The sequence below is a fragment of the Paenibacillus sp. PK4536 genome, assembly GCF_028594455.2.
Classification (GTDB): domain Bacteria; phylum Bacillota; class Bacilli; order Paenibacillales; family Paenibacillaceae; genus Saccharibacillus; species Saccharibacillus nuruki.
In genome coordinates this window covers 1537226-1552901 of record NZ_CP126313.1, presented here as the reverse complement: position 1 = coordinate 1552901, position 15676 = coordinate 1537226, and the positions used below count along the sequence as shown (strand labels likewise).

20 protein-coding genes are annotated in these 15676 nt (G+C 39.1%); 4 read left to right on the top strand and 16 right to left on the bottom strand.

Going from position 1 to position 15676, the window contains the following annotated elements; translation table 11 throughout:
• Positions 1 to 44: 44 nt before the first annotated feature.
• The 5 genes from PO903_RS07110 to PO903_RS07090 all read right to left on the bottom strand — a co-directional run bounded on the left by PO903_RS07110 (position 45) and on the right by PO903_RS07090 (position 3133).
• Positions 45 to 923 carry a transporter substrate-binding domain-containing protein gene (locus tag PO903_RS07110; protein ID WP_069329644.1) on the bottom strand — a complete coding sequence of 293 codons (879 nt, stop codon included), beginning with the start codon at positions 921 to 923 and terminating at the stop codon, positions 45 to 47.
• A gap of 14 nt (positions 924 to 937) precedes the next feature.
• Positions 938 to 1528, bottom strand: coding sequence for a TetR/AcrR family transcriptional regulator (locus tag PO903_RS07105; RefSeq protein WP_273592996.1), 591 nt, complete (start codon positions 1526 to 1528; stop codon positions 938 to 940).
• 201 nt (positions 1529 to 1729) lie between these two features.
• Complete coding sequence (locus tag PO903_RS07100; RefSeq protein ID WP_161594286.1) at positions 1730 to 1897, bottom strand: hypothetical protein; 168 nt, start codon at positions 1895 to 1897, stop codon at positions 1730 to 1732.
• Between the two features lie 241 nt (positions 1898 to 2138).
• Complete coding sequence (locus tag PO903_RS07095) at positions 2139 to 2600, bottom strand: SRPBCC family protein (protein WP_273592995.1); 462 nt, start codon at positions 2598 to 2600, stop codon at positions 2139 to 2141.
• A gap of 35 nt (positions 2601 to 2635) precedes the next feature.
• On the bottom strand, positions 2636 to 3133 hold the full coding sequence (locus tag PO903_RS07090) for an SRPBCC family protein (protein ID WP_273592994.1): 498 nt from the start codon (positions 3131 to 3133) through the stop codon (positions 2636 to 2638).
• A gap of 132 nt (positions 3134 to 3265) precedes the next feature.
• On the opposite strand from PO903_RS07090, the gene PO903_RS07085 reads away from it, so the two are divergent.
• Genes PO903_RS07085 through nadS form a run of 3 tightly spaced genes read left to right on the top strand, consistent with a single transcriptional unit; the run spans position 3266 to position 3947 of the window.
• Positions 3266 to 3418: a hypothetical protein gene (locus tag PO903_RS07085; protein WP_273592993.1), complete on the top strand. Its 153-nt coding sequence runs from the start codon at positions 3266 to 3268 to the stop codon at positions 3416 to 3418.
• On the top strand, positions 3361 to 3600 hold the full coding sequence (locus PO903_RS22285) for a type II toxin-antitoxin system RelE/ParE family toxin (RefSeq protein WP_350339085.1): 240 nt from the start codon (positions 3361 to 3363) through the stop codon (positions 3598 to 3600). The genes PO903_RS07085 and PO903_RS22285 overlap by 58 nt, the downstream gene beginning before the upstream one ends.
• A 23-nt stretch (positions 3601 to 3623) precedes the next feature.
• Positions 3624 to 3947 carry a NadS family protein gene (gene nadS / locus PO903_RS07080; RefSeq protein WP_137224503.1) on the top strand — a complete coding sequence of 108 codons (324 nt, stop codon included), beginning with the start codon at positions 3624 to 3626 and terminating at the stop codon, positions 3945 to 3947.
• Here the strand turns inward: nadS and PO903_RS07075 are convergent.
• The 3 genes from PO903_RS07075 to PO903_RS07065 form a co-directional block, all read right to left on the bottom strand.
• Entirely contained in the window at positions 3940 to 4797 is an 858-nt protein-coding gene (locus PO903_RS07075) for an aldo/keto reductase (RefSeq protein WP_273592992.1), read from the bottom strand. The two genes, nadS and PO903_RS07075, sit on opposite strands and share 8 nt — an antisense overlap.
• A 221-nt stretch (positions 4798 to 5018) precedes the next feature.
• Positions 5019 to 5894, bottom strand: a complete 876-nt coding sequence (gene aguB, locus PO903_RS07070) for an N-carbamoylputrescine amidase (protein ID WP_069329649.1) — start codon at positions 5892 to 5894, stop codon at positions 5019 to 5021.
• A gap of 45 nt (positions 5895 to 5939) precedes the next feature.
• A complete protein-coding gene (locus PO903_RS07065; RefSeq protein WP_273592991.1) occupies positions 5940 to 6968 on the bottom strand; it encodes an agmatine deiminase family protein in 1029 nt (342 codons plus the stop codon).
• 222 nt (positions 6969 to 7190) lie between these two features.
• Here PO903_RS07065 and PO903_RS07060 point away from each other — a divergent pair, with 222 nt between their 5' ends.
• The gene (locus PO903_RS07060; protein WP_273592990.1) at positions 7191 to 7814 is read left to right on the top strand and encodes a DJ-1/PfpI family protein; all 624 of its coding nucleotides are present in this window, start codon (positions 7191 to 7193) and stop codon (positions 7812 to 7814) included.
• 62 nt (positions 7815 to 7876) lie between these two features.
• On the opposite strand, the gene PO903_RS07055 is transcribed toward PO903_RS07060, so the two are convergent.
• The 8 genes from PO903_RS07055 to PO903_RS07020 all read right to left on the bottom strand — a co-directional run bounded on the left by PO903_RS07055 (position 7877) and on the right by PO903_RS07020 (position 15588).
• On the bottom strand, positions 7877 to 8734 hold the full coding sequence (locus PO903_RS07055; RefSeq protein ID WP_371748122.1) for a carbohydrate ABC transporter permease: 858 nt from the start codon (positions 8732 to 8734) through the stop codon (positions 7877 to 7879).
• 13 nt (positions 8735 to 8747) lie between these two features.
• Positions 8748 to 9656: a carbohydrate ABC transporter permease gene (locus tag PO903_RS07050; RefSeq protein WP_069329652.1), complete on the bottom strand. Its 909-nt coding sequence runs from the start codon at positions 9654 to 9656 to the stop codon at positions 8748 to 8750.
• 116 nt (positions 9657 to 9772) lie between these two features.
• Positions 9773 to 11134 carry an extracellular solute-binding protein gene (locus PO903_RS07045; RefSeq protein ID WP_273592989.1) on the bottom strand — a complete coding sequence of 454 codons (1362 nt, stop codon included), beginning with the start codon at positions 11132 to 11134 and terminating at the stop codon, positions 9773 to 9775.
• Positions 11135 to 11229: 95 nt separating this feature from the next.
• Positions 11230 to 12546, bottom strand: coding sequence for a glycoside hydrolase family 125 protein (locus tag PO903_RS07040; RefSeq protein ID WP_273592988.1), 1317 nt, complete (start codon positions 12544 to 12546; stop codon positions 11230 to 11232).
• A 176-nt stretch (positions 12547 to 12722) separates the two neighbouring features.
• A complete protein-coding gene (locus PO903_RS07035; RefSeq protein WP_273592987.1) occupies positions 12723 to 13904 on the bottom strand; it encodes a GntR family transcriptional regulator in 1182 nt (393 codons plus the stop codon).
• Between the two features lie 240 nt (positions 13905 to 14144).
• On the bottom strand, positions 14145 to 14363 hold the full coding sequence (locus PO903_RS07030) for a cold-shock protein (protein ID WP_069329656.1): 219 nt from the start codon (positions 14361 to 14363) through the stop codon (positions 14145 to 14147).
• A 106-nt stretch (positions 14364 to 14469) separates the two neighbouring features.
• Positions 14470 to 14670, bottom strand: coding sequence for a cold-shock protein (locus PO903_RS07025; protein WP_069329657.1), 201 nt, complete (start codon positions 14668 to 14670; stop codon positions 14470 to 14472).
• A gap of 366 nt (positions 14671 to 15036) precedes the next feature.
• Entirely contained in the window at positions 15037 to 15588 is a 552-nt protein-coding gene (locus PO903_RS07020) for a DUF6985 domain-containing protein (protein WP_273592986.1), read from the bottom strand.
• Positions 15589 to 15676: the final 88 nt, after the last annotated feature.

The following is a 15676-nucleotide window of genomic DNA, read 5'->3' as shown; positions in this document are numbered from 1 at the left end:
GCACCGTAGTGAACGCAGTCCTGATCAAGCTTTCATCTTTACTATTATTCAGCAGCAGGCTTTTCGCCAAACCATTTAACAAAAATAGTCTCATACGTGCCGTCTGCTTTCATATCAGTTACTGCTTTATTCAATGCTTCTAATAGTTCAGGATTGTCTTTACGAATAGCTATACCAGCTTGGTCGGATTTGATCGCATCACCGACAGCTTTGATTTTGAATCCATTTTCTTCAACGATCGGTTGGAGTGCATAAATATTGTTGATTGTGGCATCAATACGTCCTACATTCAAATCTTGTAATGAAGTAATCACATCATTGTATGTTTTGATATTGAAGTTACCGACTTGTGGCAACACTTCGGTACGAAGATAGGTTTCATCATTCGTTCCAAGACCTACACCAATATTTTTATCTTTAAAATCAGCTAGCTTGGTAATCTCGTTATTATTTTCGTTAACGATGATTTTCACCTGATTGGTAATATAAGGATCAGAGAAATCCAGTTGTTGCTTACGCTCATCTGTAATTGTAACCTGACTGATAATCGCATCGAATTTGCCTGCTTGTAGACTTGGAATGAGACCGGAGAATGCTTGTGTTGTAAATTCAGCTTTTACCCCTAGACGTTTGGCAACTTCTTTGGCGATGTCTGCATCGAATCCGTCCACTTCTTTGTTTGCATTCAAAAAGTTATAAGGTGCATAAGTACCCATCAGACCGACTTTAAGTACACCGGCAGATTTAATATTTTCGAGTTCATTTCCTGAAGCTGTTGTTGCTGTGCTTTCTGAAGTGGTATTACTTGCTGTATTCGTATCTGCTGAACGTGGAGTGGCATTACCACAAGCACTCAATACCAGTACAACCATAAGCAACATAGCCAAAGCTATCGGTGTAGACGTACGACGCAATAATTTCATTCTATTATTCTCCTTTAATCGGTTCTGCCTAGCAGACCATAAAATTCAAAACGTGCTGTTTCTTTAGCCAATTGTTCAGCGTTATGATTCACCAGACCAGAAGATGAACCATTAGCGGCGCTAAACAACCAACGGACAACAACACCTTCGATCAGACTCATTAGAAAAGCTGCACGGACAGAAGGTTCTGTCTGTGCTGGCAACATCTCTAACTCTACCGCCCGCTGAATATTGTGTACAAATCCTTGCTCCATCTGTGAACGAGTGAGCATAATCTGCTCACGTACTGCTTCACTAAATCCTGTACCATCTAACAACATCCGCATCAAATGAGTATGTTGTTCTGCAAATTGAAATAATTGATATAGTAATTTCTCAGAAGCTTGTACCATATCATCGGCTGTACCAGAATGTGTCCGATAACCAACACCGATTACTTCTAATAATTGTTGTCTACCTTGCTCTACAATTTCGAGCGCAACACTTTCTTTGCTTTTGAAATACCAGTAAAACGTTCCTTGCGCAACGCCTGCTTCAGCTACAATATCTGAAACTTTTGTAGCATGATAACCAGACTCTACAAATTGCTTGAGCGCAATCTGCATTAACTTTTCTCGCTTCTCGATAGCATCCTGTTCACGAGCACTTAATGTTGTATTATCGATACGATCAACCCCTTGATTGACTCGTCAGTCGGTTTATTTTTAAATCCTATCCGATAACTTGGTATTTGTCAATAAAAAAACGCCAACCTCGTATGTAGCATACGTCATCGGCGTTTCAGTTCTATTTATTTCAATGATATCTTAGTAATTGTTATTTGTTGTATTGGATGAATTACCTGATTTTTTGTCGCGCATTGATGTTGCTACACGACGCACTTGAGAAATTACTTTATCACGTGCACTTTTATTACGCATAAGATATGCTGCACCCATTCCGATTGCACTCCATAACGCTTTTCTTCCAGTCATTTTCATTTCCTCCTTCATTCTATTCAATATATACGTTAATTTCATTTGATTCCTTGTGTGTATTGCTTATCTACAACTTACCCGCTTGTTTCTAAGTTAAACCTTATATAAGCAAGGATTAAAGAATAAATAATTAAAGTTGAATTTATCTTAAAAAAGTTATTCAACAACTGACATAACAGGACTTCTTTTTAGATATGTACAATCTGCAAATCTAAATATAATGATTTACAGACTTTATTTATACCAGACGCGCACCCAATTGATTAGATATACCGCGCACAGCTTCCCCCATAACACGATTATGATTCCAGATAAAGAGAGGACGCAACAATGGTTCCCAACGTTGCATCCATGGTTTGTTGGTGTGCACTTGCCAGTCGTAATGTAAGCGAGTGTATGTCCCGCTTTCTTGCAAACGAAATACGCCCTGTCCGCTCAAATCGCCATACGCTTCCAGACAAATCAGTGTCTCTTCTTGCTTTTCAGTCACAACGAAATCAAGCGAAATGGTATACCATAGCTTGGTTCTCATATTCATTCTGTATTTATCGCCTATTCCATTTTTGCTTGTGCCTTCTTGCAAACGTTGAAAGGAGACCCCTTGCCAGCAACGAAGTTGTTCAAAGTCTTTAATCAAATTCCAGACTTCGTGTCTACTCGCTTCCAATAACCAGCTTTCTGTAAATTGGTATTTCCCCATAGTGATGCCCCCTGTGTGCAAAAATGATTACATAATCAACGATAGATTTTGGTTGTATGAGAAGCTTCAGATACATGGGCTTGTAAATGGCGACCTACTCCTGCTACTCCTTCATCCATTACTTTATTATGACTCCATACATAGACAGGGCGCATCACAGGATTGGTCACGCGTAACATCGAATGATCCAGACGTACTTCCCAGATACAACGAATCAATGTCGCACGTCCATCATCTAATTCTTCCAAATAACAGGTACCTTCTCCAGCCAGAGGGCCTTCAACCCTTAATTTAAACGCATTTGGTTTACTTTTATCCACGACTTTCAGAAAAATTTTGAGCTTAAATAGCATTTTAGTCCGAAAAGTACATTCGTACTCATCCCCTATTCCCTGTGCATCATCGGTTTGCTTTACTTTAGCAAAAGTGACGCCTTGCCAGAAATCGATATCTTCGAAATGATCTACAAGTTCCCATAATTTTGCTCTTGGCGTCTCCATCTTCCAGCTACTGGTGAACCGATAGTGGTACATAAGTTATCTCCCATCATATTTAGAAGAAATATATTATTTATATCATTGAAACACCCTATTCAATAGGGTATTATAAAGTTATACTTTCTATAAGTTGTTTAATCATTCATGCTCTATATAAAAGAGGTATCTATGCAAAGAATATTTATAATGACCGCTCAGTTTGATAAAAAGTTTGCAAGTCTTGATCTATATGATACAGACCTTAAAGCTTTACAAAATGATTTATTGACTTCTCCCTCCAAAGGCGATGTGATTCAGGGGCTGGCGGACTCCGTAAATTAAGATACGCTCGCGAAGGAAGAGGCAAAAGTGGCGATGCTCGTATTCTTTATTTAGATATGCCTTCCCAGTCAGAAATCATTCTAATCGCTGTATTTGGTAAAAATGAACAAGCTAATCTTACACAACAAGAAAAAAACATACTTAAATCTTTAGTAGCTCAACTAAAAAGTATATATCTGTAATCTATTTATAAGGTGGTGTAATTATGACTAAACAAAATCTTTCATTTTTTGATGAAATTAAATTAGGTTTGGAACAAGCTATAGAATATGAACAAGGGAATACGAAATCAGCCCGTCAACAAACCATTAGTGTTAAACCTTTAGAATCTTATAGTAAAGAAGATATCAAACGTATTCGCTTAAATATGACACTCACTCAAAAAACATTTGCTCAAACTATTGGAGTATCTGTCAAAACAATTGAAGCTTGGGAAAAAGGCACCAATAGCCCTAATGGTTCTGCTTCAAGATTATTGGAGCTAATGGATCAAAAACCTGACGTAGTTAAAGAACATATTCTTAAATAATATCCAAAGAAACTTTGTGATCTGGAGCTGGGAAAGCTTGATTCAACTGGTTGATCTCATCTTTACTTAACATCAACTCTGCTGCTTGCGCATTGCTTTCCACATGACTACGACTAGATGCTTTGGGAATCGCCAGTACATTGCCATCGCGAATACACCATGATAGTAACACTTGGAAAGGATGAACTCCATGTTGTTCTGCAATCTGTTGTACCGTAGCATCGGTCGTCAGTTCACTTCGTAATGATCCTGCTTGAGCTAATGGAGAATACGCCATAACAGGCATTCCTTGCTCTTGTTGCCACGGTAACAAATCTACTTCAATACCTCGTGATCCCAAATGATACAATACCTGATTGGTAGCACAGTGATCTCCATTGGGTAATTTGATCAGTTCCTGCATTTCTTTTGTATCTAGATTAGATACACCCCAACGGCGAATCTTACCATCTTGCACTAGCTTTTCCATTCCTTGAATCGTATTTTCCAGAGGAATACGTCCACGCCAGTGCAATAGATACAAGTCTAGAACATCAGTACCCAGTCGATTCAAGCTTTGTTCACAACTACGAATCAGAGAATCTCCCCCTGCATTGTGAGGATAGACTTTGGATACTAGAAATACTTGATCTCTTATCCCTTGAATCGCTTCACCGACTAACAACTCGGAACGTCCTTCACCATACATTTCTGCGGTGTCGATCACTGTCATGCCTAACTCTACACCATATTTCAACGCGTCGATCTCTTCTTGTCTACGAGAAGAATCATCGCCCATATTCCATGTGCCTTGTCCGATTGCAGGTAGAACGGTTCCATCTTTAAGTGTAATTTGTCGTTTGTGGGTCATCTGTAATCCTCCTTAGCAGTCTGTTCATCCTTTAATTTATTATTAACCGTTATTAAGGTATTAAGAACAATTCATTGACTTGGCATCTATTATAAAAGGAGTTACACCCCATATCAAAGTCTGGATAGCACAAAAAAACACCTTGTGATCTACAAAGATCACAAGGTGCTAGTATCAGCTAATACTTTAAATTGCTTTACATCATTACATCTATAAGTGAATTACAGTTTTTTCTCGCCATCGTACGTACCGATAATACCGTACAATTCAGGACGACGATCACGGAAAATACCCCATTCCAGACGTTGTGTTTCCAATTGATCCAGATCAAATTCAGCAACCAATACGCCTTCGCTGTTACGATCTGCTTCTTGAATTTTGTTTCCTTGTGCTCCTGCAATAAAGGAAGAACCGTAGAAGTTGATTGAAGAATCTTCGTCTTCTTCTTTACCGATTCGGTTCGATGCGATCACAGGAATCAAGTTCGCTCCTGCATGGCCTAGCATACATGCTTGCCAGTGATCTTTGGAATCGATCGATGTATCTTGTGGCTCAGAACCGATAGCTGTCGGGTAAAATAATAATTCTGCACCCATCAATGCCATACAGCGTGCCGCTTCAGGGTACCATTGATCCCAGCAAATACCTACGCCGATTTTGGCATATTTGGTATCCCATACTTGGAATCCAGTATCTCCCGGGTTGAAGTAAAATTTCTCTTCATATCCTGGGCCATCTGGAATATGACTTTTGCGATATTTACCAAGAATCTCACCATCTGCATCGATCACAGCAAGTGAATTATAACGAGCATAATTTTTCTTTTCATAAAAGCTAATTGGTAAAACGACATCTAACTCTTTAGCCACTAGACGGAAATGGTTGATCGCTTTGTTTTGCTCAAGTTCAGTCGCGTATTGATAATATTCTGCTTTTTCTTTCTGGCAGAAATATGGAGTCTCGAACAATTCTTGTAGCAAAATAATCTGTGCACCTTGTGCCGCCGCTTCACGAACCAATTTATCTGCTTTGCGGATGTTGTCATCGATATCCCAAGTACAGCTCATTTGAGTAGCCGCTACTTTTACATTTCTCATGATATTGTAGTCATCCTTTCTATAATAAGGTTATTGATTATGCTATTAAGCTTGAGCTGGAATTTGTTGCGTTGTACAGTGAACATTACCGCCTTCACGAATAACAGCCATACCATTAATCGCACGAATCTTACGATCCGGAAATATCGCTTGTAATACATTCATCGCATGTTGATCTGCTTCTTCTGCTGTGCCACCGAATACCGGCAGAATAATACCACCATTGACGAAATAGAAATTCAAATAGCTTAGTGTCAAACGCTGTTCACCATGCATAACCATTGGTGGTTGTTGAATTTCGATAATTTCTAATTTGCGCCCTTGAGCATCGACAGCATCATTTAAGATACGTAGATTTTCTTGCGTAATCTCATAATTATCATCGGCAGGATCATGACACACTTGAATAATCACTTTACCCGGAGCTGCAAAACAAGCCACATTATCTACATGTCCGTCTGTCTCATCTCCAGCAAGTCCGCGATTAAGCCAGATGATTTGCTCCACATTCGTAAAATCTTTAACATGTTGTTCAATTTCTGCGCGCGTTAGATCAGGGTTACGGTTCGTATTCAGCAGACATTCTTCTGTCGTTAACATTGTTCCTTCACCATCGACGTGAATTGAACCGCCTTCAAGCACAAGTGGTGCATCGAATTGACGAATATTAAGATGTTTGAGAATCGCTGGAGCCACTGCATCGTCCAGATCCCACGGCTCGTATTTGCCACCCCAAGCGTTAAAGTGCCAATTTACCCCTGCACGTTCACCTTTATCATTCACTACAATCGTAGGTCCATTATCACGTAACCAAGCATCATTATGTTCAAGTGGCAAAAAGTCTACCGCTTGACCTTCAAAACGTTGACTTACTTTTTCTAGATCATCTGGATTAACAACCAGTGTAACAGGCTCAAATTCAGCGATAGCACTGACTAATTCTTCATATCCATCACAGACTGTAGCATAATCATCAGGATAGACCATCGAATCCAAAATCGGCCATGATAATAATGTACGTTCATGTTGTTCCCATTCCGCAGGCATCTTATATTGCAAATCTATTGGTTTCATTGTATTTATTCACCTTGTCCATTCATAAGTATTAGGATGATTTCACAACCTACATCATACAATACCTGATCCTGTTGTACCAAGTGATTTCAGTAAATTTTATGTAAACACTCTAACAATCTTTTAGAATCTAATGAATACATACAAAAATCACTGACATACTGTTGTCAGTATTAGAAAGCTATGATGAATTAAGAAAACATAGATTACTAGGAGGAAAAAATGAAATACGCTTATGCTTATATACTCGATTCGATGGCAGATTGGGAACTTGGTTATGTGATAGCTGAACTTAACTCAGGTCAATATTTTAAAGATAAAGGAAGTCGTATTCCTGTTAAATTGGTAGGAGCCTCCAAACATTCGATCAAGACAAAAGGAGGGATGACTATTGTTCCTGATCTACTTGTAGAAGATATCACACATGATACTTCAGCCATACTACTTCTACCTGGAGCAGATACATGGAAAGACCCCATACACTTACCGATGATCGAAAAAGCAAAACAATTGCTAGATAAAGGTGGCAATGTTGCTGCAATATGTGGAGCGACCACAGCGCTTGCCGATTCAGGTCTATTAGATGATCGTGCACACACAAGCAACGGGTTGGAGTATTTGACTATGTTCTGTCCTGATTATAGAGGAGCTGCCCATTATAGAGACGAAAAAATCGTTGTAGATGGTAATCTTATTACTACGAGTGCCGCAGGTGGCATTTTGTTAGCACGTGAAGTGATTGCCTTGCTAGATGTATTTAAAAAGCAAACGTTAGAAGCATGGTATACCTATTTCACTACAGGCGACAATAAATATTTCTATACTATGATGGAAACATTAGCTTAATAAAAAAACATCTTCTATATTAAAAATAGAAGATGTTTTTTTAACTTTTTATCTGCCTACAATCAACCTTTATTCGCTCCACCAAAGCTAAATCCTTGAGACATGTAACGCTGTCCAATGATGTATAAAGCTACGGCTGGAATCGTATAAATGATCGAGAACGAAGCAAGCGTACCATATTGTACCAGACCATTTTGCCCGAAGTATTGATAAATCGTAACTGCGGCAGGCAATTTCTCTGGACTTTGCAATAAAATAAACGGAACAAGGAAATTTCCCCAGCTTCCTGCAAAAGCGAAAATACCTACAGTAAAAATACCGGGTAACATTAACGGTACAACAACCAGACGAAGTGTAGTCCAGATCGAAGCTCCATCGACCCATGCCGCTTCTTCCAGTTCAAGAGGCACAGAGTCCATAAAATTCTTCATCATCCAGATCGAATACGGAAGCGCCGATGCTGTCAAAAATAAGACGGTAAAAAAGAGCGAATCCTGCATTCTAAAATAGATAAAAAATTGATACACAGGAACCATTACCGCTGTAATCGGCAAACCTGTAGCGAACAGAATAATATACATAAATGAACGCTTGTACTTCAATTGATAGCGGGACAATGGATACGAAGCCAGTCCAGCCACAACCACAACCAGCAAAGCTTGACCTACTGCCAGTATCAATCCATTACCAAATGATTTCTGATTATCGGTATTAGTAACAGTAGAAACGTAATTATCTAACGTCAATGCACTTGGAATTTTGAGCGCTAATGTTGCATTTTGATCAAGCGATGCAAACAATAACCATAATAATGGTAATAGAAATAACAAACCAATTAGAGAGAGAATAATATAAGGCAACGTACGCGCGATCACAAACCGATTCATTTTACGCCGTTTGCCAAGATTTAGACTGCTCATGGTCTCTCCTCCTTTATAACTTCACTTTCAACATCCTCATGTACAGTAGACTGGCTACAATCCCGATCACTAGCAACATTAGCGAGATTGCTGTGCCATAACCTAACTGATAATTTACAAAAGCTTGATGATACATATAGATTGGCAACGTCTCAGTCGCCATACCCGGTCCACCACCGGTCAACGCATAGATTAATGTAAATGAACCGAGTGTCTGTAGCGTAACCAGTACCATATTGGTAGTCACTGATCCGATAATCATCGGTAACGTAATACGAATCATACGTTGCCATGCCGAAGCACCATCGATCATAGCTGATTCTTCGACTTCTTTAGGGACATCTCCTAATGCCGCTTGGAATACCATCATAGAAAAGGCTGTTCCATGCCAGATATTAGCGACAATCACTGATACCATTGGAAATGTATACAACCATGCCACTGGCTTCATCCCTAGTGATTCAATTGCCGCATTGACTGTACCTGTATCGTTCAAAAAAGCAAACCATACAAACGCACATACCACTTCGGGAGCGACCCAACCAGCAATAACAATCGAACCAATCACACTGCGGAACCACTGTTTGCGACCGTTCATCAATACAGCGATAATAAAGCCCATCACCTGTTGCCCGATCACTGCGGAGAAGATTAGAAAAATAAGGGTATTCCACACGGAAGTTCGAAAGTTAGCATCCTGAAACATATATTTAAAGTTCTCGAACCCGATAAATTCCGTTTTGGCTGCTGTTGCACCTGTAAGTGCCATATTCGTAAATGCAAAATAAAAGGTTAAAATCGTCGGTACAAAAAAGAACAGCAACAAAAGCAACCAGCTAGGCGATAAAAATAAAGCTGCCCGCCACTGCTCACCACCTCCGTTGCGTTTGGGTTTGGACACACGCGGATGTGACGCTTCCATCTGGATTCCTCCTTTAAACACAGCCTTCTATCCTCACGAGCAGATCAGGCTGATCGGCTATACTCTGCCGTTACTCAACCTGATCTGTCAGCGGATAGATGAATTGATAGGTTACTTTATTTGGTCTCTGTTTTATCTGCGCCTACACTACGTTCTACACTTTGCGCATATTGAGTCATAGCGTCTTGAGGGCTAGCTCCTTGGGTAACTACTTTTTCAACCATTTCTTGAATAGCTGTAGAAACCACAGGATAATCAGCAGTACTTGGACGAACATGAGTATACGTAATGAAATCTGCGGCTTTGGCATACAACGTGCCCGGTTGCTCGCTATACTCTTTGTCTTTCGCTACATCAAGGCGAGGTGTTAAAGCACCGTCTAACATCGCAAATTCTTTATTGTGCTTTTCATTGATCGCCAATTGGATAAATTCCCAACCCAATTCTTTTTCAACAGATTTGGCACCTACAGCAAGTGTCCATCCACCGGACATAGAAGTGAATCCAGGTGCTTGTCCATTTTCGGTTGGCATTTTTACAAAATCATAGACGTCTAATGCTTCTGGCCATGGTTTGCTTCCTGAAGCTGCCCATGTTCCTGTTAACCAGTTACCATTTAGCGCGATAGCTACTTTTTGATTTGGCATTAGATCCGTTTCTAATACTTGCCCTGCTTGTGCAGTCAGTACTTGAGACAGTGGTGGTCCAAAGCCATTGGAATAGATATTGTTAATAAAGTTAAGTGAACTTAAGATACCCGGACTTTGTGTGATCCATTTACCATTTTCATATAATGGATTGGCTGTACCGTATAACAACATTTCAAATGTCTGCATCGTTGTAGCTTCTTGCCCAGCTTTACCGGAGTTCATCCAGAACGGAATAATATCTGGTAATTTCTCATGAATCGTCTGGGAAGCTGTCAAAATGTCTTGCCAGTTTTTAGGTTCCCACGGTACAGGTAATCCTGCTTTTTTAAATAGTTCTTTGTTGTAATACAATCCACGTACATCTGTCGAAAAGGGTACACCATACGTTTTATCATCTTTTCCTTTCGCTGCGGCTTTGATCGCTTCGTTAAAATTACTCCAATCTGACCAGCTATCTACTTTAAGCGGTTCCAAATATCCTGCTTCGCTATCTGCATTGATCATAAAAGAATCTTCAGCCAGTACTTCAGGAGCGCTACTTGGATCAGACATCAATAAAGGAATTTTAGTCGCATATTGGGCTCCTTGAATCGGTTGCAGTTCAACGGTTACACCCGGATGTGCTTTCTCAAATTCTGTTTTCACACTGGTTAGCCATTTGCCCCAGTTATCTGTTTCATTCCATTTTCCATAAGCGACTTTGACGACTTTGTTAGAAGAATCTCCACCTGAAGCACTCGTTCCTGCACTGTTATTCGAACAAGCTGCTGTTAAAACGGTCAGACTTACCAATAAACCTGTCATCCATTTGCGTTTGCCTTTTGCCATTGTTATCGCTCCCTTATCGTTGGTTCTGGGTACAACATCATGTGACATCTAAGGTGTAATTTAAAATATGGCTTGATACTGATCGCTGATCTAATTTAGGATGACTGAATTTTACCGCTTGGCACCGTATACCCGCAGTAGGTTAAGATCACTTCGCTAAATAACGAATTGGCCCATGAAAACCATTCACGTGTATATTCCTCCGGTCGATCCATATGAAATCCTTCGTGTAAAAAATCAGTGCCTGCATCTGTCTGTTCCAGCGTGTGTAATAAAGAAAGAATTTCTTGTTGATCTTGGGATGTTAAAGCTTGCATCGCTAATGAAATATGCCATATATAATGAGGAGGAGTGTGAGGACTACCAATCCCTTGAGCAGCTGTACCGCTGTAATAATAAGGATTGTGCTGACTGAGTATAAACTTTCTTGTATTTTGATACAGTGGATCATCAAGTGTGCAATATCCTAGATAAGGAAGTGACAATAAGCTAGGTACATTCGCATCATCCATCAGATTGTGATTGCCCAGACCATCTGTCTCATATGCATACATCCGTCCGAATTCTGGATGATCTACAATCCCATATTGCTCGATACCTGCTTGAATCTGTGTTTTTAACAAAGAGGCTTTGACGACCCATTCCTGATCTTGATACACTTCGCTTGCGATCTGTTCCATATAACCGAGTACCACGACAGCAAACATATTCGAAGGAATCAAATATCCGTACTGACAAGCATCATCACTTGGACGAAAACCTGACCATGTCATGCCTGTAAATCCTACTGGATTACCTTTACCTTCATGTGGAAGCGTATCTGATTCAGGGCAATCTACACGTTCAAAGGTGTAAGGTGACTGTTCACTATGCCTCTGTTCTGTATGCCATAATGTCATAATAATATGACAAGCTTTTTGAAAATGTTCATCGAAATGATCTGTTCTTCCTGTCGTGCGCCAGAGTAGATAAGCTAACTGAATCGGGTAGCAAAGCGAATCAATCTCATATTTACGTTCCCAGATCCATGCGCTCATCTGTGTCTTGTCTTCTTGATGTCCATTGTTATTGGCTTCTTCGTTAAAAGCATTGGCATACGGATCAAGATGAATATAATGTATCTGCCGCTTGACTACATTAGTAACGAGTTCGCTTAATGCTTCATCTTTATTCGCCAATATCAGATAAGGTCTGACCTGAGCTGCTGAATCCCGCAACCACATCGCTGGAATATCCCCTGTAATCACAAATACGGTTCCATCTTCTAAAGGCTTGAGCGTCGTCGTCAATGTATTACTGATCCCATTTTTGAACATTCGTGCAAGCTTGGGACGTTCTTGTAAATGTTCTTCGACCTCTGTAATTAATTGCTGGACAGATAATGGCAATACTCCATCTCCTATATCATTCATTGCAATCCTCCCTTTTTTAAGCGCTTACATTTATAGCTATATAATAGATCACAGCTTATTAACATGTCAATACATTATATTATGTTATTAAAGAAAAATATTAAGAACTATAAATGTATAGATATACAAAAAAGATGTATCCTCTGTATAAGCAAGATACATCTTCTAACCATAACTTATGAACGAACAGACGCTTTGGTCACGGAATGACCATGAACCAGATTAGCTTGTAACGAAATTTTACTCGGTAATGTTGCTCCTTCGATCAGTGCGAGTACATTTTCGATCGCCAGTCTACCTAACGATTGTTGGTCTTGTTCCATATGTGTAAACGGATATAACGCCGCACTAGCTTGAGGACTATCAAAGCAGATAATCGAGATATCTTGCGGTATATGAAGTCCCATATGTTCTATCGCTTCTTTGGCAAATAATGCTAGTTCATACTGCATAGCAAAAAGAGCCGTAATCTGTGGATGAGCTTCAATCATTTGTTGAATCATATCTACATTGTGTTGTACCAATACTTGTTCATCTTCTTCTTGATTACTATTCCAGTGCATATCGGTAAGCCATGAAGAGCGATCCAGTACAACTCCGCGTTCAGCATGAGCTTGTACAAATCCTTCTATTCGTTCTTCAATCGCTACATTATCAGTCACTTTGGAGGTTAATAATGCAATATGACGATGTCCTTGATCCAACAAGTAATGTGTGCCAAAGCTTGCTGCTGCTACATTATCGGTACTAATCGACGTCGAATCGATGCCTTTGACATAACGATCAACCAGTACATGTGGAAAACGATCAATCACTAATTTTAGAATTTCAGAATTAAAAATTTGTCCGCGAGTTGGATAAATAATCAAGCCATCGACACCATAATCTCTTAACATCCGAATCGCATTTTCTTCAATATCAGTCTGTGAAAAAGAAAGTCGTAACATCAAATACACACCCATTTTCTGAGCGGTTCTTTCCATTTCGACCAACATTTCTTTCCCATAACTGTCACTGAAATCTTCCATAATCAATCCAAGAACAATCTGATCACTTGCTGTACGTAGTCTATTGTTATAATCATGTTTGCCAGCTTCAGCAGGTTCAATAGCTTCTATATGATTGCCATTATGAATAACAAAAGAACCTCTACCCGGTTGCCGTACAATGTATCCATCTTGTACTAACATGTCCAGTGCTTTTTTGGAAGTAATACGACTCACTTCAAATTGTTCCATTAATTCTTTCTCTGATGGAATCTTATCGCCTATTGTATATTCGCCTGAATGTAGACGATCACGTAATGTTAAATACATCTGCTCATATCGAGGTTTGAGCGATATTGAACTATCTGCCATACGATCACCTTCAATTTAGATTTACTATTATCATTTAGTATACTATGTTATATCATTTATGCAAAGAGGAATAGACTAAATATTTGGAATCTAATTATTATTTTTGGTTGTTTATGTAAAAGTATCCTCTTTAGTAGTCATAATGTCTATTAAAAAAAGCATTAGTCTACCTCTGGATTATGATCATCCATCAGTAAACTAATGCTTTTTTATGATTCTTACATAAACGTTCCATAAGAATTAACGCTTTTTGTTGGGTCTACTATAGCTTGTATTATCCAACACCGGCAATTCTTTTTGAGCGCGGGTCATGGGCGACTTGCATTGTGAACAAACCGGTACATCTGCAAGTGCAAAGTTATCTCTCATCCATCCTTTGCAATCTGGATTCGTACATTCCCATATATCGGTCATTGCTGTAGGAATCTCTTGCGATGGATTTTTCCGTGAATAGTACATGTGTAGTCCCCTCCCAGTAGTAATATCTATTTGTTCTTGCACAAGTTGCAAATATTTGAATAAAAAAACACCCTTAACTAACGTTAAGGGCGTCTTATAAACTGAATTACAGTTTTACAACGTTCTCAGCTTGTGGACCACGGTTTCCTTCAACAACGTTGAATTCAACGCGTTGACCTTCGTCCAAAGTTTTGAAACCGTCGCCAGTGATAGCAGAAAAGTGAACGAATACGTCGCTTCCGCCTTCAACCTCGATAAAACCAAATCCTTTTTCTGCATTAAACCATTTTACTGTACCTGTTTGCATTGTAGTACCTCCAAAGAAATTAAATTTACATGACCTTCTTTATTCAGAAGATTAACATCCGATAAAATAGAATAATCACATATTGTACAAGGCTCTTCGCCTTCCCATATAACAACCCTCTACAATATGTGAGTACCAGTCACGTTTTCGTTACTCTTATTATAACCGATTGCACGAATAAATACAACGTCTTTATCAGGTAATTTTTGTAATTTCACTAAACCGCATCTTTCATCTTAGATGGTGACATTTTTCGTCAGCAATCGCTAAGGTCATAAGGCTCACTTTATACTTATACCAGAGCATACAGAACTGAATCGCTTTCAAGCAATAAATGTAAGCGTATACTTTTAAAGTAAATTGTCTTTAATCTATATCGTAGGCTGTATAAAAACTGCTCACATGAACAGGTTGATGATTGACCATTTTGACTCCTAATCCATGTTCTGTGTCCCATGTACAATGAAAATTAAGGTAATACGTATCCCCAGATGGTGAATCTCCGATCAAAAAGCCTTGAAGTGTAATATAATCTGCAATTTGATTAACATTTTGGATATACGGAATCGATTGATCTCTTTCTTCTATTGTTGCAGGATCTTGCAGATCAATTTGCCAGGCTTGACGATATTGTTCTTCGATGTGTTGATAATGGTTTAATATAGCTTGTAATACTGGCTCCTGAATAGATTCGCAATGTTCTATATAATGCTCCCATAACTGTTGCTGTACTATAGAAGGAGCTGTTAGATGCTCAATCTCCTCTTCATTCGCAATACTCTGTATAAATTCAACATGAATAGATAACTGTTGATTGTTTATGTGCAAAGAATATTCGCCTTCAAAAGTCACCTCTTCTGTTACATCATATGCATAATCTTCTAGGACGAGTTGTGAATACCATATAGAATCGATCATCTATGAATACCTCCTATTTCAATGATATTTTTTATTTTGGTAAAGCTTGTCTTTTCTTATGATCGTATAATGATTTATACTTGTCTTT